28 protein-coding genes are annotated in these 24,312 nt (G+C 74.7%); 13 read left to right on the top strand and 15 right to left on the bottom strand.

Translation table 11 applies throughout. From position 1 onward, the window contains the following. Positions 1 to 47: 47 nt before the first annotated feature. Complete coding sequence (locus ACFQ11_RS27265; protein WP_378303635.1) at positions 48 to 1,322, top strand: helix-turn-helix domain-containing protein; 1,275 nt, start codon at positions 48 to 50, stop codon at positions 1,320 to 1,322. Here the strand turns inward: ACFQ11_RS27265 and ACFQ11_RS27260 are convergent. After that, positions 1,303 to 1,530 carry a hypothetical protein gene (locus ACFQ11_RS27260; RefSeq protein WP_378303633.1) on the bottom strand — a complete coding sequence of 76 codons (228 nt, stop codon included), beginning with the start codon at positions 1,528 to 1,530 and terminating at the stop codon, positions 1,303 to 1,305. The genes ACFQ11_RS27265 and ACFQ11_RS27260 overlap by 20 nt on opposite strands. Positions 1,531 to 1,736: 206 nt before the next feature. On the opposite strand from ACFQ11_RS27260, the gene ACFQ11_RS27255 reads away from it, so the two are divergent. Both ACFQ11_RS27255 and ACFQ11_RS27250 read left to right on the top strand, forming a co-directional pair. After that, complete coding sequence (locus ACFQ11_RS27255; RefSeq protein ID WP_378303631.1) at positions 1,737 to 2,486, top strand: GntR family transcriptional regulator; 750 nt, start codon at positions 1,737 to 1,739, stop codon at positions 2,484 to 2,486. Between the two features lies 1 nt (position 2,487). Continuing rightward, positions 2,488 to 3,075 carry an NUDIX domain-containing protein gene (locus ACFQ11_RS27250; protein ID WP_378303628.1) on the top strand — a complete coding sequence of 196 codons (588 nt, stop codon included), beginning with the start codon at positions 2,488 to 2,490 and terminating at the stop codon, positions 3,073 to 3,075. A gap of 66 nt (positions 3,076 to 3,141) precedes the next feature. On the opposite strand, the gene ACFQ11_RS27245 is transcribed toward ACFQ11_RS27250, so the two are convergent. The 5 genes from ACFQ11_RS27245 to ACFQ11_RS27230 all read right to left on the bottom strand — a co-directional run bounded on the left by ACFQ11_RS27245 (position 3,142) and on the right by ACFQ11_RS27230 (position 8,307). Beyond that, positions 3,142 to 4,884 (bottom strand): DUF4153 domain-containing protein, encoded by a 1,743-nt coding sequence (locus ACFQ11_RS27245; RefSeq protein ID WP_378303626.1) that lies wholly within the window; start codon positions 4,882 to 4,884, stop codon positions 3,142 to 3,144. Beyond that, positions 4,881 to 6,008, bottom strand: coding sequence for a HAMP domain-containing sensor histidine kinase (locus ACFQ11_RS27240; protein WP_378303624.1), 1,128 nt, complete (start codon positions 6,006 to 6,008; stop codon positions 4,881 to 4,883). The genes ACFQ11_RS27245 and ACFQ11_RS27240 overlap by 4 nt, the downstream gene beginning before the upstream one ends. Next, positions 6,005 to 6,496, bottom strand: coding sequence for a winged helix-turn-helix domain-containing protein (locus ACFQ11_RS27235; protein WP_449193610.1), 492 nt, complete (start codon positions 6,494 to 6,496; stop codon positions 6,005 to 6,007). The genes ACFQ11_RS27240 and ACFQ11_RS27235 overlap by 4 nt, the downstream gene beginning before the upstream one ends. Next, on the bottom strand, positions 6,466 to 6,732 hold the full coding sequence (locus tag ACFQ11_RS37860; protein WP_449193609.1) for a response regulator: 267 nt from the start codon (positions 6,730 to 6,732) through the stop codon (positions 6,466 to 6,468). Before ACFQ11_RS37860 ends, ACFQ11_RS27235 begins: the two co-directional genes overlap by 31 nt. A gap of 96 nt (positions 6,733 to 6,828) precedes the next feature. Next, the gene (locus tag ACFQ11_RS27230; RefSeq protein ID WP_378303622.1) at positions 6,829 to 8,307 is read right to left on the bottom strand and encodes a glutamate--cysteine ligase; all 1,479 of its coding nucleotides are present in this window, start codon (positions 8,305 to 8,307) and stop codon (positions 6,829 to 6,831) included. A 163-nt stretch (positions 8,308 to 8,470) separates the two neighbouring features. On the opposite strand from ACFQ11_RS27230, the gene ACFQ11_RS27225 reads away from it, so the two are divergent. Both ACFQ11_RS27225 and ACFQ11_RS27220 read left to right on the top strand, forming a co-directional pair. After that, entirely contained in the window at positions 8,471 to 9,814 is a 1,344-nt protein-coding gene (locus ACFQ11_RS27225) for a sensor histidine kinase (protein ID WP_378303620.1), read from the top strand. Between the two features lie 59 nt (positions 9,815 to 9,873). Further along, the gene (locus tag ACFQ11_RS27220) at positions 9,874 to 10,512 is read left to right on the top strand and encodes a DUF6461 domain-containing protein (protein WP_378303618.1); all 639 of its coding nucleotides are present in this window, start codon (positions 9,874 to 9,876) and stop codon (positions 10,510 to 10,512) included. A gap of 19 nt (positions 10,513 to 10,531) precedes the next feature. Here the strand turns inward: ACFQ11_RS27220 and ACFQ11_RS27215 are convergent, their stop codons facing one another. From ACFQ11_RS27215 to ACFQ11_RS27205, 3 genes are all read right to left on the bottom strand, one after another. After that, positions 10,532 to 10,918 (bottom strand): hypothetical protein, encoded by a 387-nt coding sequence (locus ACFQ11_RS27215; RefSeq protein ID WP_378303616.1) that lies wholly within the window; start codon positions 10,916 to 10,918, stop codon positions 10,532 to 10,534. Between the two features lie 8 nt (positions 10,919 to 10,926). Then, entirely contained in the window at positions 10,927 to 11,808 is an 882-nt protein-coding gene (locus ACFQ11_RS27210; protein ID WP_378303614.1) for an NAD(P)-dependent oxidoreductase, read from the bottom strand. A gap of 62 nt (positions 11,809 to 11,870) precedes the next feature. After that, entirely contained in the window at positions 11,871 to 12,365 is a 495-nt protein-coding gene (locus ACFQ11_RS27205; RefSeq protein ID WP_378303612.1) for a cupin domain-containing protein, read from the bottom strand. A 106-nt stretch (positions 12,366 to 12,471) separates the two neighbouring features. On the opposite strand from ACFQ11_RS27205, the gene ACFQ11_RS27200 reads away from it, so the two are divergent. Then, positions 12,472 to 12,972 carry a MarR family winged helix-turn-helix transcriptional regulator gene (locus ACFQ11_RS27200; RefSeq protein WP_378303610.1) on the top strand — a complete coding sequence of 167 codons (501 nt, stop codon included), beginning with the start codon at positions 12,472 to 12,474 and terminating at the stop codon, positions 12,970 to 12,972. A 70-nt stretch (positions 12,973 to 13,042) separates the two neighbouring features. Here the strand turns inward: ACFQ11_RS27200 and ACFQ11_RS27195 are convergent, their stop codons facing one another. Continuing rightward, the gene (locus ACFQ11_RS27195; RefSeq protein WP_449193611.1) at positions 13,043 to 14,014 is read right to left on the bottom strand and encodes a helix-turn-helix transcriptional regulator; all 972 of its coding nucleotides are present in this window, start codon (positions 14,012 to 14,014) and stop codon (positions 13,043 to 13,045) included. Between the two features lie 159 nt (positions 14,015 to 14,173). On the opposite strand from ACFQ11_RS27195, the gene ACFQ11_RS27190 reads away from it, so the two are divergent. Then, positions 14,174 to 14,605, top strand: a complete 432-nt coding sequence (locus tag ACFQ11_RS27190) for a VOC family protein (protein WP_378303606.1) — start codon at positions 14,174 to 14,176, stop codon at positions 14,603 to 14,605. Between the two features lie 7 nt (positions 14,606 to 14,612). On the opposite strand, the gene ACFQ11_RS27185 is transcribed toward ACFQ11_RS27190, so the two are convergent. After that, the gene (locus tag ACFQ11_RS27185) at positions 14,613 to 15,491 is read right to left on the bottom strand and encodes an alpha/beta fold hydrolase (protein WP_378303604.1); all 879 of its coding nucleotides are present in this window, start codon (positions 15,489 to 15,491) and stop codon (positions 14,613 to 14,615) included. Between the two features lie 148 nt (positions 15,492 to 15,639). On the opposite strand from ACFQ11_RS27185, the gene ACFQ11_RS27180 reads away from it, so the two are divergent. Together ACFQ11_RS27180 and ACFQ11_RS27175 are read left to right on the top strand one after the other, a co-directional pair. Next, positions 15,640 to 16,290 (top strand): hypothetical protein, encoded by a 651-nt coding sequence (locus ACFQ11_RS27180; protein WP_378303602.1) that lies wholly within the window; start codon positions 15,640 to 15,642, stop codon positions 16,288 to 16,290. Between the two features lie 127 nt (positions 16,291 to 16,417). After that, positions 16,418 to 17,566 (top strand): hypothetical protein, encoded by a 1,149-nt coding sequence (locus ACFQ11_RS27175; RefSeq protein ID WP_378303599.1) that lies wholly within the window; start codon positions 16,418 to 16,420, stop codon positions 17,564 to 17,566. On the opposite strand, the gene ACFQ11_RS27170 is transcribed toward ACFQ11_RS27175, so the two are convergent. Then, positions 17,556 to 18,548, bottom strand: a complete 993-nt coding sequence (locus tag ACFQ11_RS27170) for a zinc-dependent alcohol dehydrogenase family protein (protein WP_378303597.1) — start codon at positions 18,546 to 18,548, stop codon at positions 17,556 to 17,558. The genes ACFQ11_RS27175 and ACFQ11_RS27170 overlap by 11 nt on opposite strands. Positions 18,549 to 18,654: 106 nt before the next feature. Here ACFQ11_RS27170 and ACFQ11_RS27165 point away from each other — a divergent pair, with 106 nt between their 5' ends. After that, a complete protein-coding gene (locus tag ACFQ11_RS27165; protein ID WP_378303595.1) occupies positions 18,655 to 18,990 on the top strand; it encodes an ArsR/SmtB family transcription factor in 336 nt (111 codons plus the stop codon). Positions 18,991 to 19,044: 54 nt separating this feature from the next. Here ACFQ11_RS27165 and ACFQ11_RS27160 read toward each other — a convergent pair whose 3' ends face one another. Then, positions 19,045 to 19,593, bottom strand: coding sequence for a YceI family protein (locus ACFQ11_RS27160; RefSeq protein ID WP_378303593.1), 549 nt, complete (start codon positions 19,591 to 19,593; stop codon positions 19,045 to 19,047). Positions 19,594 to 19,765: 172 nt separating this feature from the next. On the opposite strand from ACFQ11_RS27160, the gene ACFQ11_RS27155 reads away from it, so the two are divergent. Together ACFQ11_RS27155 and ACFQ11_RS27150 are read left to right on the top strand one after the other, a co-directional pair. Then, a complete protein-coding gene (locus ACFQ11_RS27155) occupies positions 19,766 to 20,548 on the top strand; it encodes a L,D-transpeptidase (RefSeq protein WP_378303590.1) in 783 nt (260 codons plus the stop codon). Between the two features lie 26 nt (positions 20,549 to 20,574). After that, the gene (locus ACFQ11_RS27150; protein ID WP_378303588.1) at positions 20,575 to 21,324 is read left to right on the top strand and encodes a choice-of-anchor P family protein; all 750 of its coding nucleotides are present in this window, start codon (positions 20,575 to 20,577) and stop codon (positions 21,322 to 21,324) included. Positions 21,325 to 21,369: 45 nt separating this feature from the next. Here ACFQ11_RS27150 and ACFQ11_RS27145 read toward each other — a convergent pair whose 3' ends face one another. Together ACFQ11_RS27145 and ACFQ11_RS27140 are read right to left on the bottom strand one after the other, a co-directional pair. Continuing rightward, positions 21,370 to 22,362: a hypothetical protein gene (locus ACFQ11_RS27145; protein ID WP_378303585.1), complete on the bottom strand. Its 993-nt coding sequence runs from the start codon at positions 22,360 to 22,362 to the stop codon at positions 21,370 to 21,372. Between the two features lie 230 nt (positions 22,363 to 22,592). Then, positions 22,593 to 23,261: a pentapeptide repeat-containing protein gene (locus ACFQ11_RS27140; protein ID WP_378303583.1), complete on the bottom strand. Its 669-nt coding sequence runs from the start codon at positions 23,259 to 23,261 to the stop codon at positions 22,593 to 22,595. Positions 23,262 to 23,422: 161 nt separating this feature from the next. Here ACFQ11_RS27140 and ACFQ11_RS27135 point away from each other — a divergent pair. Next, positions 23,423 to 24,312: serine/threonine-protein kinase (locus ACFQ11_RS27135; protein ID WP_378303581.1), on the top strand; the 890-nt coding region annotated here is incomplete at its 3' end.

Below are 24,312 nucleotides of genomic sequence, written 5' to 3'. Positions count from 1 at the left end.
GTGTGTGTGGCGCGGAACGCAGGGGAACCGAGCGGCGGGGAGGGTACGTGTCGGACGACGGTTCGAGCGCCACCGGTCGACCCTGGGCGGATCTGCCCAGGGAGCTGGCCGATCACATGCGGCCGCACCTCGACGAGGTGGCGGACGACATGATGCAGGAGATCCAGGCACGGGTCCGCGAGTACGACAGGCCGGGGGACGGGGCCTACTCGGGCACCCTCCGGCAGGCCGTGGAGCGCGTCCTGCACTACTTCGTGGACCGGGTGGCCGATCCCGAGCACGAGCCCGCGTCCGTGACCGACTTCTTCCGCGCGATCGGCCGGGGCGAGGCCGGCGAGGGCCGCAGCCTCGACGCCATGCAGACCGCGATGCGCGTCGGCGGCATGATCGCGTGGCGCCGGATCACCGAGGGCGCCGAGGCGCTGCGCGTCCAGCCGCGCACGCTGGGCGCGGTCGGCGAGGCGCTGATGCTGTTCCAGGACGAGCTGGCGCACGCGGCGGCGGAGGGCTTCTCCCAGGCCAAGGCCGAGGTGGCCGGGGAGATGCAGCGGCGCCGCAAGCGGCTGCTCGACCTGCTGTTCGCCGACCCGCCCGCCGGCGCGGAGGCCGTCGCGGACCTCGCGGCCGCGGCGCACTGGCCGCTGCCGCGCACGGTCGCGGCGGTCGCGCTGGGCCGGCAGGTCCGCGACGACCGGGGGACGGCGTTCCCGCCCGACGTGCTCGCCGACCTGACCCGCCGCACCCCCAGCCTGATCATCCCGGACCCGGACGGCCCCGGCCGCGCGAAGCTCGTCGACCGGGCGCTCGCCGGGACCCCGGCCGTCGTCGGCCCGACCGTCCCGGTCATGGAGGCGGGCCGCTCCTTCCAGTGGGCCCGCAAGACGCTGTGCCTGGTGCAGCGCGGCGTCATCGAGGGCGACGGGGTGGTGCGCAGCGTGGAGCACATGTCCACGCTGATCCTGTTCCAGGACGAGGGCCTCACCACGGCGCTCGCGGACCTGCGGCTCGCGCCGCTCGCGCACCTGCGGCCGAGCCAGCAGGACCGGCTCGCCGAGACGCTGCTGGCGTGGCTGCAGTCGGGCCGCAACGCCAACGAGGTCGCGATGCGGCTGCACGTGCACCCGCAGACCGTCCGGTACCGGCTGCGGCAGCTCGAGGAGCTGTTCGGCGACCAGCTGCTGGACCCGGACCTGCGGTTCGACCTCGAGATCGTGCTGCGCGCCCGGGCGCTGCTGGCGGCCGGGCCCGGCGAGCACCTGATCCCGTCCGCGAAGGCCGCGGTCGGGGACACCGGCGAGGTCGTCAGCTTCCGGCGGACCTGAACCGCAGCCGCTCGGCGGTGGCGACCCGCTCCGCGAGCCGGGTCTGCGCGTCGCACAGCAGCCACAGCTCGCCCTCGTCGAGCGCGACGATCTCTTCGAGGCATCCGTTCAGCAACTGGTAGTCCGTCAAGGGGGTCACCCGGGTGGCGCGCAGGCCACGGTCCGAGCGTTCGCTGTGCCAGCCGGGCATGCACATGGACACCGACATCACCGCGGACTCCTTGGTCGGCCTATGGTAGGACTACCGTAGGCCGCCGTGGCCCGTGTCACAACGTGTTCGGCAGAACACGGTCCGAGATTGTCGCGGTGCCCGATGTGGCGCCGGGGCAAGGTGAGCCTGACGGTACCGCCCCCGTGCCCGGACGCGGTGTGAGATCGTGAGATCGACGCACGCAGTTCGGAGCAGGATCTGGTATGCCGCGACCCCCCACGAAGGCGCAAGCGATCACCAGTGCGCTGGCCGCCCGCATCGTCGAGGGCGAGCTCGACCCCGGCGCGTGGCTGCCCTCCGAGCGGGAACTCGCCCGCGAGTTCGGCGCCGACCGCTCCACCGTCCGCCGGGCGCTGCGGATGCTCGCCGAACAGGGCCTCGTCCGCGTCGAGCACGGCTCCGGGGTGCAGGTCCGCACCGCCGGGCGGATCCGCCGCGCGGCGTCCGACGTCACCCGGCAGGTCGGCGGCTGGCGCGGTTTCCACGTGTCCGCGCGGCGCTCCGGCCGCACCCCCTTCACCCGGACGGACGTCGCCGAGGTCGTCGCGGACGCGCGGCTGGCGCGGCGGCTCGCGGTGCCCGCCGGGACGCGGCTGCTGCGCCGCGCCCGCGTCCAGGGCGTCGAGGGCGATCCGCCCGTGCAGACGGCGACGACGTGGGTGCCGCTCGACATCGTCGAGCGGATCCCGGTCCTGCGGGAGATCGACACCGGGCCCGGCGGGATCTACTCGCGGCTGGAGGAGGCCGGGCTCGCGATCGTGTTCGAGGAGACGGTGACCTGCCGGCTGCCGCGCGCGGAGGAGCAGGAGGCGCTGGAGATCCGCCCGGAGCAGCCGGTGCTGACGCTGTGGCGCCGCGCCTACGACCAGGACGACCGGGTGGTCGAGGTGACCCACCGGGTGGTGGTGGGCCACCGGCACGAACTCATCTACCGATACGGGGCGGGAGTCTGACATGTCCGACCTGCAGGAGCGCGGTGCGGCGGACGGGGACGAGCGGCCCGCCGTCCGCCGGATCGCGTCCCGCGTCGTGTACGAGAACCCGTGGATGGTCGTCCGCGAGGACGAGGTCGAGCGGCTCGACGGCTCCCGCGGCATCTACGGCGTCGTCGACAAGCCCGACTTCGTGCTGGTCGTCCCGGAGGAGGACGGCGGCTTCCACATGGTGGAGGAGTACCGCTACCCGATCGGCCGCCGGACGTGGAGCTTCCCGCAGGGCGCGGCCCCCGGCCGCCGGGTGGTCGAACCGGCGGAGCTGGCCCGCCGGGAGCTGGCCGAGGAGACCGGGTTCACCGCCGGGCGGCTGCGCCGCATCGGCTACCTGAACTGCGCGCACGGGACGAGCGGCCAGGGGTTCACGGTCTTCCACGCGACCGACCTGACGCCCGGCGAGCCGGACCGGGAGGCCGAGGAGCAGGACATGCGGCAGCGGTGGGTGTCGCGGGCCGAGTTCCGCGAGCTGGTCGCGAAGGGCCTGATCACCGACGACTCCACCCTCGCCGCGTACGCCCTCCTCGCGATGGACGGCCTCCCGGCGGGCTGACGGCCTGCCACCCGGCGTCCCGGTAGCCCGGCGTCCCGGTGGCCGGCCTCCCGGTCGCCCGGCGTCCTAGTAGCCCGGCGACGCCGTCCGGGACGGCGCGTACGGGTTCGTCATCTCGTAGCAGGCCTGGTAGCCGCTGGCCCGCCGCTCCACCGGCCGGTCGGCCAGGACGTCCCTCGCGCGGGCCCGCGCGAGGTTCGCGGCCATCCCCGGCTCGTCGTCCTCCAGGTTCCGGGCGATCTGCCGCAGCGCGCAGGACCGCTGCGGCTCCGGCAGCCGGTCCAGGGCCGGGACGGCGTCCGCCGACAGGCCCCGCAGGTACAGCACGTCGATCTTGCCGGTCGCCTCGAACCGGTCGACGTTGCGCTCCGCGATGAACGCGTCCGGGTTGAGCGCGGCGAGCGCGAGCAGCGCCGCGGCGCCGCTGCCCGCGATCGCGCGCGGCAGCAGCGACCGGCGGAACCCGAACACCGCGCCCACCGCGCCGAGCACCACGACCAGCCCGAGCCACATCTCGAACGCGTGCACCCACAGCCGCAGCCGCGTCCAGCCGAACGCCTCCTCGTACAGGTACATGCGCCGCAGCGCGACCGCGACGACCACCAGCGTCAGCGCGCACAGCAGCCCGAGCAGCGTCCGGACGCTCGCCCGGTCGGCGCGGGTGGCGGACGGCGCCCACGTCATCGCCAGCGCGATCACGGCGATCACCAGCACCGTCACCACCAGGAGCTGGAAGAACCCTTGCCGCGCGTACTCGGCGTAGGTGAGGCCGGTCTCGGCGAGCAGCGCGTCCTTGTCCGCGGCGAGGAACACCCGGGCCTGGACGGCGCAGAAGGCGAGGAACAGCAGGTCCAGCGCGGCGATCGGGACGATCCACGACCAGCGCCCGGCCGGGGCGGGGCGGGGCGGGGTGAGCAGGTGCAGCGGCGGCGGCGCCTGCGCGAGGTGGACGCCCGCGAGCGCGGCGAGCATCGTCACGACGAACGCGAACCCGTAGCCGAACATGTCGCCGCCCGACACGTCCGGGACCAGCCCGGACACCAGGTCGCCGAACGCCGCGTCCGCCCCCGCGAAGAGCGCGCCGAACACCAGCAGCAGCCCGGCCACGAGCAGCCCGGTGCGGATGACGGGCCAGGTCACGCCGCGTTCCGACGTCGCCGCGCCGCCCACGCCGCGCGCCGCCCACGGCACCATCCGCAGGGCGCTCGCCGGGTAGGCGAGGCCGCCGCCGATGAGCTCCGTCCAGGACCGTCCGCCCGCCGCCGTGTACGACGCCACCGGCATGGCGAGCAGCAGCGCGAGCGCGACGATCCAGTCCGCGTCGCGCACCGCGGCCGTCCCCACCAGGGCCAGCGCGAGCAGCGCGAACACGATGGCGGTGCGGTTGACGCGGGCGAGGCCCCGGCGCCCGCGCGTCGCCGGCGCCACCAGCCGTCCGGCCCGGTGCGCGGCGGCGCCCGACACGGCCGCGACGGCGACGGCGACGATCGGCAGGCCCACGCCGAGGGCGCCTTCCAGCAGCATCGGGCCGAGCGTGAGCGCGCCGACGAGCCCCGCCGCGGCCGCGGCCCCCACGAACGCGGGGCGCAGCGGCTCCGGCTTCGGCCAGCGCCGCATCATCCGTTCGAACTTGGTCGGTCTGACGAAGTACGGCGGAGGCATCGGCCCGTGGACGCGCGGCGCGGCGTGCGGTGCGGCGTGCGGTGCCGCGTAAGGTGCGGCGCGCGGCGCGGCGCGCTGCGCGGGCGGCCGGTCCACGGGCCGTGGACCCTTCGGCTCTTTCTGCAACGACACCGGATCATCGGTCATGCGGAACCTCCGGGATTCGGGGGGATGGCGACGCGGATGCGGCAGCCGGCGGGGACGTCGAGGACGGTGATCTCGCCGCCGTGCAGGTCGGTCGCCCAGCGGGCGATGGCGAGGCCGAGCCCGGTGCCGCCGCCGGGCGTGCCGGCGCGCGGGCCGGACGCGGCCCCGCGCGAGAAGCGTTCGAACACCCGCGCCCGCTCCTCGGGCGGGATGCCGGGACCCTGGTCGGCGACCTCCAGGACGAGGCCGCCGGACGGGCCGGCGGGCCGGGCGGTGAGCGTGACGGGCGCGCCCGCCGGGCCGTGCCGGACGGCGTTGTCCAGCAGGTTCGCGACGATCTGGTGCAGCCGGTCGCGGTCCGCGACGGCCTGCAGGCCGGGCGGCACGTCCGTCTCGAACACCGCGTCCGGGTGTCCCGCGGCGGCCTCCGCGACGACGTCGTCGACGAACGCGGCGGCGTCCATCCGGGCCGGATCGAGCGGTGTCGCGCCCGCCTCCGCCCGGGACAGTTCGAGGAGCTGCGTGACGAGGCGGCCGAGCCGTTCGGTCTGGTCGAGCGCCGACTCCAGCACCTCGGGCGACGCGGGGGTGACGCCGTCCGCGACGTTCTCCAGGACGGCCCGCAGCGCGCTGATCGGGGTGCGCAGCTCGTGCGAGACGTTCGCGACGAACTCGCGGCGCTGCCGTTCCACCTCGGCGAGGTCGGCGGCCATCCGGTTGAACGCCTCGGCCAGCTCGCCGACCTCGTCGCGGGACGTCGCCCGCACCCGGCGGCTGTAGTCGCCGCGCGCCATCGCGCGCGCCGCCGCCGTCATCGCGCGCAGCGGCGCGGTCATCCCGTGCGCGATCAGCTGGATGACGCCGAGCGAGATCAGCATGCTCACCGGCAGCGTCTCCCGCGCGCGGAAACCCAGCCGGTAGCCCCACAGCACGGTCAGCACCGCGACGAACGTGGTGGCGACCACCACCACGCCGAACTTGACGCGGATGGAGCGCAGCGGGTCCAGCGGCCGGGGCAGCCGCGCCCACAACCGCCGCACCGTGCTCGCGTCCACCGTGCTCGCGTCCACCGTGCTCGCGTCCACCGTGCTCGCGTCCACCGTGCTCGCGTCCACCGTGCTCACGTCGCGTCCTCCAGGCTGTATCCGACGCCGTGCACGGTGCGGATCAGCCCCTGCCCGAGCTTGCGGCGCAGCGCTTTGACGTGACTGTCGACGACCCTGGTTCCGGACGCGTCCGTCCAGTCCCACACCCGTTCCAGCAGCACGGCGCGGGTCAGGACGGTCCCGCGGTTGCGCACCAGGCACGCGAGCAGGTCGAACTCGATCGGCGTGAGGTGCACCTCGCGGCCGTCCCGGCGGACCCGCCGCGCCTCCGGATCGACCTCCAGGCCCCCGGCCCGCAGTGGCTCGGCGCGCTGCGCGTCCGCGCGCGGCTCCGGCGCCGGGCGCCCGACGCGGCGCAGCACCGCGCGGATGCGGGCGACGAGCTCGCGCATGCTGAACGGCTTGGTCACGTAGTCGTCCGCGCCGACGCCGAGGCCCACGAGCAGGTCCGTCTCGTCGTCCCGGGCGGTCAGCATCAGCACCGGGACGGGACGTTCGGCCTGCACGCGGCGGCACACCTCCAGGCCGTCGAAGCCCGGCACAGCATGACGTCGAGGACGATCAGGTCCGGTTCCCACGCCCGCGCGCGGTCCACCGCGGCGGGGCCGTCGGCGGCGGTCGCCACCGTGAACCCCTCCGCCGTGAGCCGGTCGGCGACCGCGCGCGCGATCGTCGGCTCGTCCTCGACGACGAGGACCCGCTGCGCGGGAGCGTCCGTCCCGCCGATGCCGTGTTCCGTCACGGCACCCGACTCTAGAAGCCCGCTATGGAGGCTCTGGGGGTGAAATGTGGGGATCTTGTGAAGATGCCGGTGAAGGCGCCGGTGGAGACGCCCGCGTCACGCGCCGATCGGCCAGGTGTGGACGGGCTCGTTCCCGCGCATGTGCGCCGCGTACGCGCGCGTCATCATCCGCAGCGCGTCGTGCCTGGAGGCCCCGGACCGCTCGAGGTCCTCCACCGTCTCGATCTGCCACGCGGCGCCCGTCCGCCCGGTCACGCACCGGCGCTCGATGATGCCGAGCAGCCGGTCCCGCCGCGCCGGGTCGACGCCCCACCGGTCGAGGCCCTCGTGCGCGAGCGGCAGCAGCTTGCGCAGCACCAGCTCGGCCGCCGGCACGTTCCCCATGCCGGGCCAGTACATCGTCGCGTCCATCCCGTCCCGGGCCGCGCGGTGCAGGTTCTCCTCCGCGGTGGTGAACGACATCCGCGTCCACACCGGCCGGTCCTCCTCCGCCAGCGCCCGGACCACGCCGTAGTAGAACGCGCCGTTCGCCACCACGTCCGCCGCCGACGGCCCCGCCGGCAGCACCCGGTTCTCCACCCGCAGATGCGGGCGGCCCTTGAACACCGCGTAGATCGGGCGGTTCCAGCGGTAGATCGTCCCGTTGTGCAGGGTCAGCTCCCCGAGCTGGGGGATGCCGCCCTCGTCCAGCACCGCCAGCGGGTCCTCCTCGTCGCACAGCGGCAGCAGCGCGGGGAAATACCGGGTGTTCTCCTCGAACAGGTCGAACACCGACGTGATCCAGCGTTCCCCGAACCACACCCGCGGCCGGACCCCCTGCGCCTTCAGCTCGTCCGGACGGGTGTCCGTCGACTGCTCGAACAACCGGATCCGGGACTCGTGCCACAGCCGGTGCCCGAACAGGAACGGCGAGTTCGCCGCCGTCGCCACCTGCGGGCCCGCCACCGCCTGCGCCGCGTTCCAGTAGGCGCCGAACTGGTCCGGGCTCACCTGCAGATGGAACTGGACGCTCGTGCACGCGGCCTCCGGGGTGATGTTGTCCGCGTGCATCCGCAGCGGCTCCGCCCCGTCGATCGCGATGTCGAACTCCTCGCCCCGCGCCGCGAAGATCTGGTCGTTCAGCATCTTGTACCGCGCGTTCGCCGACAGCGTCTCCTCACCGATGTCGCTGCGGCGCAGCGTCGGCAGGATCCCGATCATCACGAGCCGGCCGCCGACCTCCTGCGCCCGCTCGTCGGCGTGCAGCAGATGGTCGCGGACCTCCGACTCCAGCTCCCCGGCGCCCTCCCCGCCCAGCTCCCGCGGCGGGATGTTGATCTCCAGGTTGAACTGCCCCAGCTCCGTCGCCCACGCCGGATCGGCGATCGCCTTCAGCACGTCCGCGTTGCGCATCAGCGGGTCGCCGACCGCGTCGATCAGGTTCAGCTCGATCTCCAGGCCGATGTGCGGGCGCCGGAAGTCGAACTGGGACTCGCCGAGCATGCGCGCCAGGACGTCCAGGCACCTGCGCACCTTCTCCCTGTACCGCCGCCGATCCTCGCCGCTGATGTTGGCCGAGGCCACGTCCCTGCCCATGTGTCCGTCCCTGGTGCTCTGGGGGGAACCGTCATAAAACGGGATGTCCCGCTGAGCAGGGCTGAAAACCCATCGCGGATTTTCGGGCCGCCGATTTGTGACCGCTCGGTAGCATGCCGGTCAAGGCCCGGTCACGTGACACTCTGTGATGATGGGAGGGCTCATGCGGGTGCGTCCCCGCTCGATCAGAAGCCGGGACACCGTCATCGCCGCCGTGATCGCCGCCCTCGTCTTCGGCGCGACCGCCGCCGGTGCCGACGTCGCCGTGCGCACCACCGTCCGCGCCGAACTCCTCCGGCAGACCCAGGCGGACGCCCGCCGCATCAGCGGCGGCCTCCGCGACGGCACCCTCCCCACCCCCATCCCGGACACCCGCGGCGACATCGTCCTCCAAGTGGTCGAGCCGGGCGGGCGCGTCCGGAACGCCAACACCTCCGCTACGGACCGTCCCCCGGTGAGCACACTCTGGCCGTCCAGTCACATGCGGGTCCGCGACTACACCGAATGCCGCGGCTCCTGGCCGGACCGCGACTGCTCCGTCGTCGAGGCCATCCGCGTCAGCACCGCCCCCGACTCCCCGGTCGTCTACGCCGCCAAACCCCTCCCCGCCCACCTGCACAACGGGCTCCTCGAAGCCGTCCTGGTCCTCGGCGTCCTCGCCCTCGCCGCCCTCGCCGCCCGGATCACCTGGTGCGTCGTCGGCCGCACCCTCGGCCCCGTCGAGGCCATCCGCGCCCAGCTCGCCGAGATCAGCGCCACCGACCTGTCCCGCCGCGTCCCCCAGCCGCCCGGCGAGGACGAGATCTCCCAGCTCGCCCGCACCGCCAACGCCACCCTCGACCGCCTCGAGAAGGCGGTCGCCCGCCAGCGCCAGTTCGCGTCCGACGCCTCCCACGAGCTGCGCACCCCCATCGCGGGCCTCCGCGCCAACCTCGAGGACGCCGCCATGCACCCGGACGACAACGACCTGCGGGCCGTCGTCGCCTCCGCCCTCCGCGACACCGACCGCCTCGAGTCGATCGTCACCGACCTCCTGCTGCTCGCCCGCATCGGCACCGGCGGTACCGTCGCCCACGAGACCGTCGACCTCGGGGCCCTCGCCGCCGCCGAACTCCGCCGCCGCACCTCCGCGCACGAGATCGTCACCGGGTTCGCGGACGGCGTCACCGTCTCGGCCGTCCGCATGCAGCTCGTCCGCCTGCTCGGCAACCTCCTCGACAACGCCGAGCGGTACGCCGACTCGACCGTCCGCGTCGAGGTCGCCCGCGCCGGCCCGTGGGCCCTGCTCACCGTCGCCGACGACGGCCCCGGCATCCCCCCGGCCGACCGCGAGCGCGTCTTCGAACGCTTCACCCGCCTCGACACCGCCCGCAGCCGCGGCGCCGGCGGCGCCGGCCTCGGCCTCGCCATCGCCCGCGAGATCGCCCACGCCCACGGCGGCACCCTCACCATCGCCGCGACCGGCACCGGCGCCCACCTCACCCTCCGCCTCCCCGCGACCGCCTGACCTCCCGGCGCGGCGCACGTTCGTGAGAGGCTGCCGTCCGTTCCCGAAGGGAGGACGAGATGGCCGACCCGCTCGCCCCGTTCCACTGGCTCGACGAACACGGTGACGTCCTCGACGACATCTTCTGCGTGTCGTTCTTCCGCGGCCTCGCCCCCGCGGACGTCCTGCGCCGCTTCGGCCCGGACGGGACGGCCGGCCGGGAGATGTCGTTCGCCGACCTCTCGGAGACGGTCGCGGAGTTCGTCGCGTCGACCAGTGGCGGCACCGGCGGCGGGCACGTCGGCGTCGTCCGGGCGAACGGCTGGAGCGTGGCCGTCGAACTGTGGGGCGGGCACGCCACCCGGCGCGTCCGCGCCGCCGAGCTCTCGCGGGGATGCGAGATGGTCGCCGTCTCCCGGCACGACTACGCCGAGGACAGGTTCGTCTACGCCGTCGACGGCGCGGTCCTCACCAGCTTCATCCCGCACAGCCCCACCGAGCGGGGAGGCGGCGAGCCGGACCGGCTCAACCCGGCCATGCACCGGGTCGGCATGCCCACCGAACCCATGGACGACGACGAGTGGGAGGCCTCGTGGGAACGGCTGTACGGGCACAAGATCGCGCGCGTGTTCGCGCTCGCGGCCGAGGTCACGGGCGTCCCCTTCACCCGTGACCTCCTGGACTCCCCGCTCCTGGTCGGCCCCATCGCCCCGCGTTGAGCGGCCCCGTACCCTCCGGCTAGCCGAAGCGGAGGAAGCCGGCGACGCGGGGGGAGAAGGCGAGGGGCGTCTGCTCGCCGAGGGACGAGCGCAGGCCCGCGGCGACGTCGGCGTCGGGTTCGCCGAACACTTCGAAGTGCTCGACGCGGCAGTGCTCCATGACGTCCTGGATGTAGGGGTCCGCGAGTTTCCAGTGCAGGCGGACGGCGTCGGAGTCGCGGTAGAGCTGGAAGCTGTGCGCGAGCATCCGCTCCTCGTCGATGAAGGTCTGCACCATCAGCTGGGGGCCGTGCCGTTCCGCGAACTCCACTGCGCGGGCGATGGCGTCGCGGAACGCCTCCAGGTGCCCGTCGGTGATCGCCATGGTGTTGCGGAACAGCAGGACCGTCTCGTCTGTGCCGCTCATGCCCGGGTTCAGTCCTTCCCCAGCAGTTCGAACAGGCCCGAGAAGCCCTCTTCGCCGTGTCCGTCGGCGATGCGGCGGTCCATCAGGTCCTTGACCTGGCGCATCCGCACGGACTCCACGCCCGCGGTCTCCCGGTGGGCGATCAGGTCGTCCATCAGCGCGGCCTGGACGCGCAGCGGGCCGAGGTCGGGCGGGTAGTCGCCGTTCGCGACGGCCTTGGCCATCGCGGTCAGCAGCGGCGGGTAGGCGGCCACCGACCCGGCCAGGCGCTCGCCGAACGCGGCGACGTCGCCGCCTTCGGCCCGCACCAGCTTCAGGACGTGCAGGAACCCGATGAGCATCTCGTAGCCCATCGCGACCTGGGCGTTGAACTCCACGGCGGCCGCGCCGGCGTCGGCGCCGTGGTAGGCGACGCCGCCCAGTTCCTTCAGCGTCGTCTCGTGGGCGGCCCACGCGTCCCCGGACCCGCTGACGGGGATGAGGATGTTGTCGGTGCCGATGTAGGGCGGGTCTCCCATGAGCTTGCCGTCGAGGTAGCCGGCGCCGTGTTCGGCCGCCCAGCGCTCGGTCGCCCGGGCCTGCGCGGGGGAACCGCTGGTGAGGTTCACCAGCACCTTGCCCTCGATGGCGGTGCCGACGGAGGCCAGCACCTCCTCGACCGCCGCGCCGTCCAAGAGGCAGACCACCACCAGCGGGGCGGCGGCCACCGCCTCCGCCGCCGTCGCGGCGGCCGTGGCGCCGGCCTCGGCCAGCGGCGCGGCCTTGGCGGCCGTCCGGTTCCACACCGTCGTCGGGTGCCCGCGGTCGAGGAACGTCCGCGCGATCGCCGATCCCATGGCGCCCAGGCCGAGCACGGTGACCCGCCCGGCGCCTTCCGTCGTTGCCGTCATGGTGATGCCTTTCGTGTCGGTGGACGCCGCCGTGGTGGCGGGGTCCGGATCGGACGTCCGGGTCAGATGAAGAAGCTGTCGTGCCGGATGAAGAACTCCGCGCGCTCTTCCTCGGTGAGGCCCGCCAGTTCGGTGAGGCCCTCGAAGTACTCCTCGCGGGGGGCGCCGGGGGCGAACAGCATCAGCATCGAGGCGGGCTCGCCGGACTCGTTGCGGAACGCGTGCAGCCCGCCGACGGGCACGTACAGGTAGTCGCCGGACGTGGCGTCGACCCAGCGCCGCCCGTCGAACAGCCGCATGGTGCCGGACAGGATGAAGAACGACTCCGACATCGCCCGGTGGAAATGCGTGGCGGGTCCGCCGGATTCGGGCCCCATGTCCACCCGGTACAGGCCGTACTCGCCGCCGGTGGAGGCGGTGGTGGACAGGTAGTGGTAGGCGGTGGTGGCGCCCCGGGAGGAGCCCCGGGAGACGAAGTCGGGCGCCGTGTCGGCGGGCCGGAACGTGGCGCTGACCTCGCCTTGCTCGCCGAAGTACCGGGGGTCCGGGTAGGACATGGCGCTCGCTCCCTAGGTGAGGACTGATTAAACTATCGCTAAGATAACCAGTGCTCGTGCGAGTGTCAATTAAATGAGTGCTCATCTATTTGGAACGGGAGGTTCCATGGCGGACGCGGTGGAGGCGGTGCTGGACCAGTGGCGCCGGGAATGCCCCGACCTCGACGTCTCCCCGATCGGCGTCGTCGGGCGGATCATGCGGCTGTCCCGGCTCTGGGACAAGGCGATCAAGGACTTCCTCGGCGAGCACGGCCTCGAGCCCGGCGAGTTCGACGTCCTGTCCACCCTGCGGCGCTCCGGGGAGCCCTACGAACTGACCGCCGGGGCGTTCCTCAAGGCGTCCCTCGTCACCACCGGGGCGATCACGCTCCGGGTCGACCGCATGGCCGCCAAGGGCCTGGTCACCCGCGAGCCCGACCCCGCGGACCGCCGCTCCGTCAAGATCCGCCTCACCCCGCGCGGGCTGGAGGTGATCGACCGGGTCCTGCCCCTCCACCTGGCCAACGAGGCCCGCCTCCTGGACGGGCTCGGCCCCGGCGAACGCGACCGCCTCGCCGCCGCGCTGGCCGCACTGCTGGAGGCCCGCGGCGACACGCCCGTCCGCTGAGAAGCCGGCGCCCCCGCGCCCGTCCACACCCTGTGGACGGGCGTCCGGGAAGGCACCGGGACCGCCCCGCTCACGGAAGCGGTTCGGCGCGCGTCCCGTCCGGGGCCGGGGAGTCCGCCATCGTCGCCAGCCCGCGGGCGAGGCGGGCGGCGGCCTCGCGCAGCTCCGGGGGGTCCAGCACCTCGGCGTCGAAGCCGAGCCGGACGATGTGGACGGCGAGCCGGTCGAGGTCGTCGCCGCCCACGACGAGGACGCACCGGCCGTCGCCCCCGTCCTCGACCCGTCCGACCTGGGGCGGCACCAGCTCCCGCACCCGGTCGGCCGCGGCGCGCAGCCGCACCCGGGCGAGGTACCGGTACGGCGACGCGGTCACCGACCGCTGCACGTGGGCGACCGGGTCGGGATGCTCGCGCGGACGGAAACGCCAGGTGGTCGCCGCGACCCCCGACATCCGGTCGAGGCGGAAGGTGCGCCAGTCGCCGCGGTCGACGTCCCACGCCATCAGGTACCAGCGCCGGCTGGTGGCGACCATCCGCACCGGCTCGACCGTCCGCTCCCGCCCGGCGTACCGGAACCGGACCCGGACGGCGTCGCGGCAGGCCCGCGCGAGCTTGACCAGCAGCTCAGGGTCGACCTCGACGCCGGGGCCGACGAGGATGTCGGTGGCGCCGCGCAGCGCCCGCACCTCGGCGCGCAGCCGGGGCGGCATCACCTGGTCGAGCTTGGCGAGGGCACGCAGCGCCGCGTCGCCCGCCCCGGCGACCGTGCCGCCGGCCGCGAGCCGCAGCGACACCGCCGTCGCGATCGCCTCCGCGTCGTCGAGCAGCAGCGGCGGCAGCCGGGTGCCCGCGCCGAGCCGGTAGCCGCCGCCGACGCCCGGCGCGGCGCGCACCGGGTAGCCGAGCGCCCGCAGCCGCTCCACGTCCCGGCGCACGGAGCGGTCGGTGACCCCCAGTTCGGCGGCGAGCTCGGCGGCGGTCCAGGACGGCCGGCGCTGCAGCAGCGCGAGCAGCCGCAGCACCCGCTCGGTCGTCCCCTCCACGGTCACGGATTCATCGTTCCATCCCGGAACGTTCCTGTCCGCTATCGGGGGAATACTCGGGTGCATGAGACGGGGTTCCCTGGGCGGGGAGCAGTTCACCTCCCACGGGGACCACCGGGCGCGACCTGTATCAGCACACTCACCGGGAGCCGAACCGACATGGACGTCCAAATCACCTTCGATTGCGCGGACCCGGCAGGGCTCGCCGAATTCTGGGCAGAGGCCCTCGGCTACCGGGTGCAGGGCCCGCCCCCCGGGTTCGAGTCGTGGGAGCAGGCTCTGGAGGCGTGGGGCGTGCCGCCCGAGAGGCGCAACGACGCCTCGGCGGCGATCGACCCCGAGGGCGCCGGGCCGCGGCTGTTCTTCCAGCGGGTCCCGGAGCCGAAGCGGGCGAAGAACCGCGTGCACCTGGACGTCCGGGCCGCCCCGGGGCTCGAGGGCGAGGCGCGCATGGCGGCCCTCGAGGACGCCGCCGCCCGCCTCGTCGCCCGCGGCGCGACCCGGCTGGAACGACACGAGCCCGCCCCGCCGATGGGCTTCGGCCACATCGTGATGACCGACCCCGAAGGCAACGAGTCCTGCCTCGACTGACGGCCGCCTACCGGGCGGCGGCCGTCCGGTCGAGGAGTCGGGTGAGGACGTCCCGGGCGTGCGTCCATAGGAGCGCGCCGCCGATTTCCGGGACGACATGGCGGTGCGCGCCGGGGATCCGGTCGGCGAGGAACGCGCCGTTGTCGGGGGAGTGGGAGGTGTCCCGTTCGCCGTACCAAAGGTCGACCGGGACGGCGATGTCCTTGAGGGCGAAGGGCCACCGTCCCATGGCCAGGACCGTGTCGCGCGCGTACCCGGCCGCCGCGCCCTGCGCGAAGCCCTCTTCCAGCGCCCGGCGGTAGGCCCTCGCGAAGCCGGGCTCGGTGTACACGGCCAGGTCGCATTCGGGGCTGCCGCCCATCACCATGTCCCACATCGCGTCCGCGTCGAAGCCCGCGAAACGGGCTTCGGCGGCGGCCGGATCGGACGCGACGGTCTCGACGAGCCGGCGCAGCCCGTCGGGGAGGCCGGCGGCGAACTCGGGCGCGGCCACCTCGTCCGAACCGGAGACGACGGCGAGCCCGGAGACGACCCCGGCCGCCGCGCACGCGAGCGCGAACGGGCCGCCCTGCGAGTTCCCGACCATCGCCGGACGGCCCAGCCCGCGCAGGCCCGCGAGGTCGCGGACGTCGTCGGCGAAGCCGGCGAACGTCCGGCCGGGTGCGGGGGTCGAGGCGCCGAGTCCCGGACGGTCCAGGGAGATCAGCCGCACCCCGAGTTCGTCCACGGCGTCCGCGCCGAAGCCCAGCCGGCGGCTCGTGGCCGCTCCCGGGGACAGCAGCACCGGGACGCCGTCCGGCGGTCCCCACTCGGCCCACCCCAGCAGCCGGCCGTCGGGGAGGCGGTCCGTGCCGAGACGGGCGGGGGGATCGACGCGCACGCTCATGGGCACCATCCTGCCGCGGCCGCGGCGTCCCCGCACGCGGTTTTCGGCGCGCTTCCTGGTGAAGCGCGGACGCCTGCTTTGGGAGACGGTGACGTGCCGTCGTGGATCATCGGAGCGCCGGTGCACACGCGGACGGAGGACGGGCGGGGTGGCGTCCAAGACGACCGAGGCGAACGCCCTCGCGGCGGGCGGGATGCTCTTCCTGCTGCTCCGCCTGCTGGCCGTCGCCCACTATGACTGGCATGTCGCGTTCGCGCTCGCCGAGACCGTCGATTTCGGCGACGTGATCGGCGTGCTGGTGGGCACCTTCCTGGGCGCGGGCACCTGGACCGGCGTGCTGCTGGCGCTGGTCCTCCCGTTCGCGGTCGCCAGGCACGTCCGCCACGTGCGGGAGGGGAACTGGAGGCCGCACCGGACGGTGCTCCTGGCCGTCCTCATCGCGGTGTTCACCGCGGCGCTCGTGACGTTGCGGGCGTGGCCCGCGCTGCTCATCGTGCTCGCGGTCGGCACCGCCGTCTTCGCGGTGATGTGGCGGCGCGGCCCGCTCAAGCCGTACCTGGACGGGGTCTTCGCCCATCTGGGCGTCGTGGGATGGGCGGCGTTCCTCGCCCTCGGCGGGCTGACCGACACGGTGTGGGTTCCCGAGCAGCACCTCCGGCTGCGGGACGGTTCGACGCTCACCGGTTACGTGATGGAGGTGCACAGCCCGTACACCGAGGTGCTCACCGCGGACGACCGCGAGATCCGCTTCCTGATGACCGGCGACGTGGTCTCCCGCACCGAGGCCGTCCGCGACTGAGGAGCCGGTGGAGGTCGCCGGGCCGCCCGCCTCGACGCGGATCTCGGGCGGCCGGCACCGCGTCCGGGGAACCGGTGCGCGCGGGACGGCGCCTAAGGGGGCGTTCCCCACCCGAGGAGATCGCGGCATGACCGAGGAAATCGTCCACACCGGCTTCCCCCGGAACCAGATCGTCGAGTTCGGCGGGCTCCCCGTGGTCGACGCGCTGCCGTCGCGGGAGAGCCGCGACGTGCGGGAGTTCGCGGCGGAGGTGCTGGAGCGGCAGGGCGCCCCGGTCCCGGACGCGCTGCCGCCCGACGCCGGGCGGGACGAGGCGCGGCTGCGCGCCGCGCTCGCCGACCCGGGCTCGGTGGCCTGGTGGCTGCCGCTGATCTCGTGGGCGGGCGACCGGTTCGCCTACACCGGCGACCACCTGCGGGCGCTGGCGCGGCGGGTGAGCGGCGGGGAGGTCGCCGCGCTCGTCCTCGGCGGCACGCTGGCCGCCGGCCGGCCCGAGGACGACGCGGACGACCCGGGCGACGCGGTGGGCCCGCCGGCCTTCACCGTCCCGCCGCCGGAGGAAGCCGACGAGCAGGACGACGACGAGGTGCTGGCGAAGGCCGTCGAGGCGATGGCGGGGCGGGCCGCGGACTTCCCGAACCTGCGGGCGCTGTTCGTCGGGGAGATCGACGACGACCAGCAGTGCGCCTGCTCCGACGTGGACGCGGCCCTGCTGCTGGACGCGCTGCCGGGCCTCGCGGAACTGACCATGTGCGCCCACATCGGGCTGCGGTTCCGGGCGGTGGAGCACACCGCCCTGCGCCGGTTGTCCTTGCACGGTGTGCTGCCCCCCGACGACACCGCGCGGCTCGCCGCGTGCCGGCTGCCCGCGCTGGAGCACCTGGAGCTGTGGTCGATCGAGGACTTCTCCGACGCCCAGGACCCGGGCGAGCGCGCGGCCCTCGACGCGCTGTTCCGCGGCGACACGATGCCCGCCCTGCGGCACCTCGGGCTGCGCGAGTTCACGTTCGCCGACGACATGGTCGGGCAGCTCGCCGCCTCCGCGCTACTGCCTCGGCTGGCGAGCCTCGACCTGTCCCGCAGCGCCGTCACCGACAGGGGGGGCGCAGATGCTCCTCGACCACGACGCCTTCCGCGGCCTCACCCGCCTGGACCTGCGCCGCCACTACATGACCGACGAGACGGCCGAGCGCGTCCGGCGGGAGTTCGCCGAGGCGGGCGTCGAGGTCGACGTGCGCCACGGGATGCGCCGCCGGTGACCGCCGTCAGACCGTGACGACGATCTTCCCCACCTGCCCGCCCGCCTCCATGTACCGGTGGGCTTCGGCGATGTCGTCGAGGGGGAACACGCGGTCGACGTCCGGCCGGAACGCGCCGTCGCGCAGCCCGGACCTGACGAACGCCTCGGCCCGCCGCAGCCGTGCGGGGTCGGTCGTGATCTCGAACAGGGTGTAGGTGCGCATGTTCAGCGCGGGCATGCCGAGGTCGAAGCCCGGGTACGGCGTCGGCTCGCCGCTCAGCGCGCCGTACAGCAGTAGTGTCCCGCCCGGCGCGACGGCCCGGCCGAGGGCGAGGACGCCCGGACCCGCGACGGCGTCGAGCACCAGCGCGGCGCCGCGGCCGGCCGTCAGGTCGAGGACCCGGCCGGCGACGTCCTCCCGGCCGGTGACGATCACTTCGGCGGCCCCGGCGCGCAGCAGCGCGCCCCGCTTGGCGTCCGTGCGGGTCGTCGCGATCGGGACGGCGCCGAGCCGGTTCGCGGTCCGGATCGCGGCGAGGCCGACGCCGCTCGACGCCGCGGTGATCACGACGGGGTCGCCGGGCCGCGTGCCGCCGACCTCCGCGAGGGCTCCGTAGGCGGTCAGGTACGGCATCCACACCGCCGCGCCGCCCACCGCGTCCAGCCCGTCCGGACGGCGCACCACCGCGGCCGCCGGGACGATCGCGCGCTCGGCGTAGACGGCGTGGTCGTTCATCGAGAACGCGGGGACGACGCTGATCGCCCGGCCGGGCTCCACGCCGGCGACGTCCGGGCCGACGGCCTCGACCACGCCGGCGGCCTCGGCGCCGAGGCGCGCGGGGAACGCCCGCACCGGCTCGATGTAGGTCCCGCCGCGGAAGAGGGCCTCGGCCCGGTTGATCCCGATGGCCTCCACCCGGATCAGCACCTCGCCGGGGCCGGGCTCGCCGACCGGCACGTCCTCCAGCCGGAGCACGTCCGGGCCGCCGTACTCGTGGAAACGCACCGTCCTGGCCATCGCGCACCGTCCGTTCGGCTGGGGAGGTCTCCACCCAACCCGAAAGTTCGATGGCTGTCAAACTTCGATGCTCATCGTACTTTGATGGCTCTCGTATGATGGGCCGATGGCCGCGCGACGCAACGACGGGGACCGGGTCCCGCCCCATCCGGACGTCCGGACGGTGCCGCTCCAGCGGGTCCTCGAGGCGCTCGTCGACCCGGTGCGGCGCCGGATCGTCGGCGAGCTCGACGCGGCCGGGCGCGACCTCGCCTGCGGGGTGATCGACCTGCCGGTGAGCAGGTCGACGGCGACCCATCACTTCCACGTGCTGCGCGAGGCCGGGCTGATCCGGCAGTACTACGTCGGGACGTCCCGGATGAACGCGCTGCGCCGCGAGGAGTTCGACGCGGCGTTCCCCGGCCTGCTGCCCGCCCTGCTCGCGGCCGAGCGGCGCACGTGAAAGGGCCGCCCACCCGGGCGGGTGGACGGCCCCTCGGCGCGCGGGAGGCGCGGGTCAGGCCTTGACGGCCTGGATCTCGAGCTGGATGTCGACCTTGTCGCCCAGGAGGGCCTTGTCGCCGCTCAGCGGGACGTTGAACTCGATGCCCCAGTCGCGGCGGTTGATCTGCGTGGTGGCGGAGAAGCCGGCGCGGGTGCCGCCCCACGGGTCCTCGGCGACACCGTGGAACTCGACCTCGAGGGTGACCGGGCGGGTGACGCCGCGGATCGTCAGATCGCCGTCGACGTAGTGGTCGCCGCCCTCGGAGCGGACGCCCTTGGTGGCGAACGTCATCGTGGGGTGGTTCTCGACGTCGAGCACGTCGGACGAGCGGACGTGGCCGTCCCGGTCGGCGTTGCGGGTGTCGATCGACGCCATCCGGATCTCGGCGGTCGCGGTCGTGTCGGCCAGCTCCTCGGCCACCTGAACGGCGCCGCTGAACTCGGTGAACGAGCCGCGCACCTTCGTCATCAGGTGGCGGATCGAGAAGGTGACCTCGGAGTGGGTCGGGTCGATGTTCCAGGTCCCGGCGGTCAGTTCGGGTGCGACGGCGGCGATGCTCATGGGGTCTCCCGGTGTGCTTGAAAGTTCAACGACCTGCGTTCGGCAGGTTAGTTGAGTGTTCAAACACTGTCAAACCGGCGAATGTTCCCGTGCGCGTGCAACCCCCCGGCGCCCCCGTGCGTAGTGAGCGGTCGCAGAGGCAAATCCGGCCCTACGACCACCTGGAGGCTCCGTGAGCGAGGAACCGTCCCGCGTCCCGCTCGGGCTGGCGGCGGGCGCGGCCGCCGCCGCCCTGCTGCTGACCGGATGCGGAGGAGGTGAGAAGGCGACCGCCGCCGACGCCGCCGGCGCGGCCCCGGCGGGCGACCTGCCGCAGGCCACCACCTACACCACCCTCGACGGGCTGCCGCAGGACTCCTCGGCGCCCACCGGCGGCCCCACCACCGTCGTGCATCCGGAGAAGGCCGTCCCGGTGTCCGCGGAACCCGGCGGGCCCGCCATCGCGGAACTGCCCGCCACCCAGCTGAAGGGCCCCACCTGGGTGCCCGTGGTGGAGGACCGTCCCGGCTGGCGGCGCGTCCTGCTGCCGAGCCGCCCCAACAGGGTGACCGGCTGGATCCCCGACAAGGGACTGCGCGCCGCGCGCAGCACGCACGTCATCAAGGTCGACATCAGCGACCGCGAGATGACGCTGGCCGAGTCGGGCCGGGTCGAGGGCACCTGGACGGTCGCGGTCGGCGCCCCCAAGACGCCCACCCCCACCGGACGCACGTTCCTGCTCGCGTCCCTCGCCCCCGAGAAGCCGACGTACAGCCCGCTGATCCTGCCGGTCGGCGCGCACTCGGCGACGCTCGACACCTTCGGCGGCGGCCCCGGGACGGTCGCGTTCCACGGCTGGCGCGACACGTCAGTCTTCGGGCGGCCCGTCACGCACGGGTGCGTGCGCGTCCCGGCGGACGCACTGAAACGCCTGGCCAAGGTGCCGCTCGGCAGCATCGTCCAGATCCAGACCTGACACGAACGACGAAGGAGAAACCCCCCATGCGAACGATCACCAAGTGCGCGGTCGCCCTCGGCGCCCTCGCCCTGCCGCTCACCCTGCCGCTCGCCACGGCCGCCCCCGCCTCCGCCACCACCGGCGGGACCGGTTCGGCGTTCGCGATCGCCGCCGCCGGGCCGGTCGCGATCCCGGCGACGCCGTCGGTGTCGTCGGACGCGCAGCGGCCGGAGCGCGAGAGCGTCGCCGAACTGCCGAACAACCCCCTCGTGCGGGCGAGCGCCCTGAACGCCGCCGCGTGGTCCGGGCACGCGCGCGCGTCCGTCGCCGACCTGGTCCTGCCGCGGCTCGGCCTGAAGGCCGCGGCCGTCACCGCCAAGTGCGAGAACGGCAACGGGGTGTCGCACCTGGCGAAGGCGTCCCTGGACGGGCGCAGGCTCCAGGCGAACGCGAAGCCGAACAGCACCGTCGAGATCGCCGTGCCGAAGCTCGGGGACGCCTCGGTCGTCCTCAACCGGCACGTCCGCGACCGTGACGGCTCGCTGACCGTCACCGCGATCCAGGTCCGCGTGCCGCTGCCGGGCGGCAAGACCCAGACGATCGACATCGCCTCCGCGACCTGCGGCAAGGCCGCCGACGCGCCGGGCGGCCCGGGCGGTCCCGGGAAGACGCCCGGCGGGCCGGGCGCGCCGTCGGCCGAGCCGTCGGCGCCGCCGTCCTCGACCCCGGCCGTCCCGACGTCGCCCGCGCCCGTCCCGACCCCCGTCACCGGAGACCTCCCCGTCACCGGCTGACGCACGCGCGCAGGGGCCCGTGCGTCTCCGGGCCCCTGCGCCCCGTCACCCGCCGGACGGCCCGTTCGCGCAGTCCTCGCGGAGGGCGTCCGCGAACGCCGCGCCGGCGCGCACGGCCCTGGCGGCCAGGTCATCGCGGACCCGCCGGACGGCCTCCAGGCCGAGGTCGCCGGTGAGGTCAGGGTGCCGGGCGAACCCCGGGGACGGCCCGGCGGGACGGCCGGCGTCCGCCGTCCGCGTGCACCGCTCCCAGGCGCGGTGCGCGCGGACGGCGGCGTCGACCGCCTCCAGCAGCGTCGGGATCCGCGCGATGAGCCGCGCGTCGGCGTCCCGGCCGGCGGCCCGCGCGCACCGCGCGGCGGGCGCCCGGCCGGGTGCGGCCGTCACGGGGGCGCCGGCTCCGGCGCGGGACGCGCGCTCCCGCATGCGGCACGCCATCGCCCATTCGGCCTCGTCCAGGACGGTCAGGACGGGCGCGGCGTCGAAGGCGGGCGCGAGCAGCCGTCCGGCCTCCGCGACACGTTCCCGCGCGCGCCGGACGTCCGCGAGCCGGGCGCGCTCCGCCGGCCCGAGCCCCGCGGGGTCGATCGCGCGGTCCCGTCCGAGGACGTGCGTGACGCCGCGCGCCCCGCCCGCGATGAAGATCGCGAACGCGAAGCCGTGCAGGATGCCGAACGGCGCGGTCACCGTCCCGAACGCCTCGGCCAGCACGATCGCCCAGACCCCCCAGAGGCCGAGGAAGCAGCCGGTCAGCCCCGCGCCCAGTAGCCCCGTCGCGCGCCGGTCGGACGCGTTGACCGGGACGTACCCGAACGCCGCGGCGATCCCGGCGGCCGCCGCCCAGCCCGTCCCGCCGGTCCGCTGCAGGCCCTCGACGGCGGCCGCCGCCGCGCCGAACACGACCGCGCCGGCGACCAGGCGCTGCCGGGCGAACCGGTACGAGCCGGGCCGCGTTCCCGGACGGTCGAGGAGCAGCGCCCCCTCGCCCGCCCGCAGCCGCGCGAGCGTCTCCGCCGGCAGCCGCGGATCGAACACCATGCCTGCGGGAACGGAGGCGAGACGCGTGGGGCGCGAGCCCGGTCTCTCCATCGTGTTCCTCCGCCCGGTGGGTCGAGCGGATGGCACCACGCCGCGGTGTGCGGGAGGGGAACGGGCGATGACGGCGGGCTGAGCGGCGCCCGTCCGTCCGGGTTGCGGGCCGGGCGGCCGAGCACGGGCGCCCGTCCATGGAGGCCGTGGAGGGGCGCCGTCACGGCGGCCGGGTCCGGTCAGTCCGCGATCGTGATGCCGAGGGCGGCGGCGAGGGACGGCAGGGCGCTGCGGGCGTCGGACGGCGCCAGGACCGCGCCGTCGAGGCTCTCGACGCCCGCGACGTCCCACAGGTCGCACCCGGTGAACCGGGCGCCGGTCAGCGTGGCGCCGCTGAACTGCGCACCCGCCAGCCGGCAGTTCTCGAACCGGACGCCCGCCAGGTCGGCGCCCTGGAAGTTCGCCTCCCGCAGGTTGCAGTCCCGGAACACGACGTCCTTGAACCTGCTGAACCGGTAGTCGCTGAGGTCGGCCCGGCAGTCGTCGAACAGCACGTCGCGCAAGCCGCAGTCCGTCCACGACATGCCGGTCAGCCGCGAGCGGAAGACCCGCGCGTTGAACGCCCGGGAGTCGAACAGCCGCAGGTTCGCGAGGTCGCAGCCGGTGAACGCGACGTCCGCGAATCCCGCGCGCCGCAGCGTCCCGGCGGACAGCCGCGTGTCGGTGAACCTGCACCGCTCGACGTCGATGTTCTCGACGTCGTGCCCGACGAGGTCGAACGGCCCCCACTCGAGCGCGATGTAGGTGCCGTCGTCCCGCAGTTCGTCGTTCAGGGGATCGGCGGGGGTGAGGGAGGCCGGGATCCGGGGCGCCTTCGGTTCCTTGAGCACGGTGGTGCGCGACGGCATGGCCGCGACCCTACCCGCCCGCCGGGCATGGGCCTCCCCCCGATCGTCGCGCACTCCGATGTGCCGCCCGTCCGTATCGAGGCTTTCGGTCGGGCCGTTGGTGGGAGGAAGGTGGGCGGCTGTGCCATGGTGCGGCCTTGGGCGCTGTTCGGGAGGTATGTGTGGGCGACTGGCGGGTCTCCGGGTTCACCGAGGTGGTGGAGCTCGGCCGCGGCGGGCAGGGGCGCGTGGTGCTGGCCAGGCACGAGACCGCGGGCACCCCGGTCGCGATCAAGTACGTCACGGCGGCGGACCGGGAGCCGCTGCGGCACGAGGCGCGGATGCTGGGGACGGTCGACAGCCCGCACGTGGCGCGGCTGTACCGGCTGGTGGAGAGCGACGAGGGCGTCGCGCTGATCATGGAGGCGGTCGAGGGCGTCACGCTGAGGGAGGTGCTGGCCCGGCACGGGGAGCTGGCGCCGGAGGCGGCGCTCGTCGTGCTGAAGGGGTCGCTGCTGGGCCTCGCGGCGGCGCACGCGGTCGGCGTGGTGCACCGCGACTACAAGCCGTCGAACGTGATGGTCCCGGCGGACGGACGCAGCAAGCTGATCGACTTCGGGGTCGCGGTGGCGGCCGGGGCGGCGTCGGCGTCGGGCACTCCCGCGTACATGGCGCCCGAGCAGTGGCGCGGCGAGGCGGTGACGCCCGCGACCGACGTGTACGCGGCGACGTGCGTGTTCTTCGAGTGCGTGACGGGGCGGCGTCCGTTCGCGGGGGCGGGCGGGCACCTGTCGGAGGAGCCGCCGGTCGAGGACGTCGCCGAGCCGCTGCGCCCGCTGGTGGCGGCGGGCCTCGCGAAGGACGCGGCGGGACGGCCGGTGAGCGCGTCGGCGTTCGTCGAGGAGCTGGAGCGGGTCGCGGGCGAGGCGTACGGGGACGGCTGGGAGGACCGGGGCGTGCGCGTCCTGGCCGGTGCGGCGGTCGCGCTCGCGTCGCTGTTCCCGCTGGCCGCGGCCGGGATCGGGGCCGGCGGCGCGGCGGGCGCCGCGGCGGCGGGCGGCGCCGACGGCGG

Origin of the sequence: Actinomadura sediminis (assembly GCF_042675525.1) — a bacterium.
Taxonomy (GTDB): domain Bacteria; phylum Actinomycetota; class Actinomycetes; order Streptosporangiales; family Streptosporangiaceae; genus Spirillospora; species Spirillospora sediminis.
This window is presented reverse-complemented; position numbering and strand designations above follow the sequence as displayed.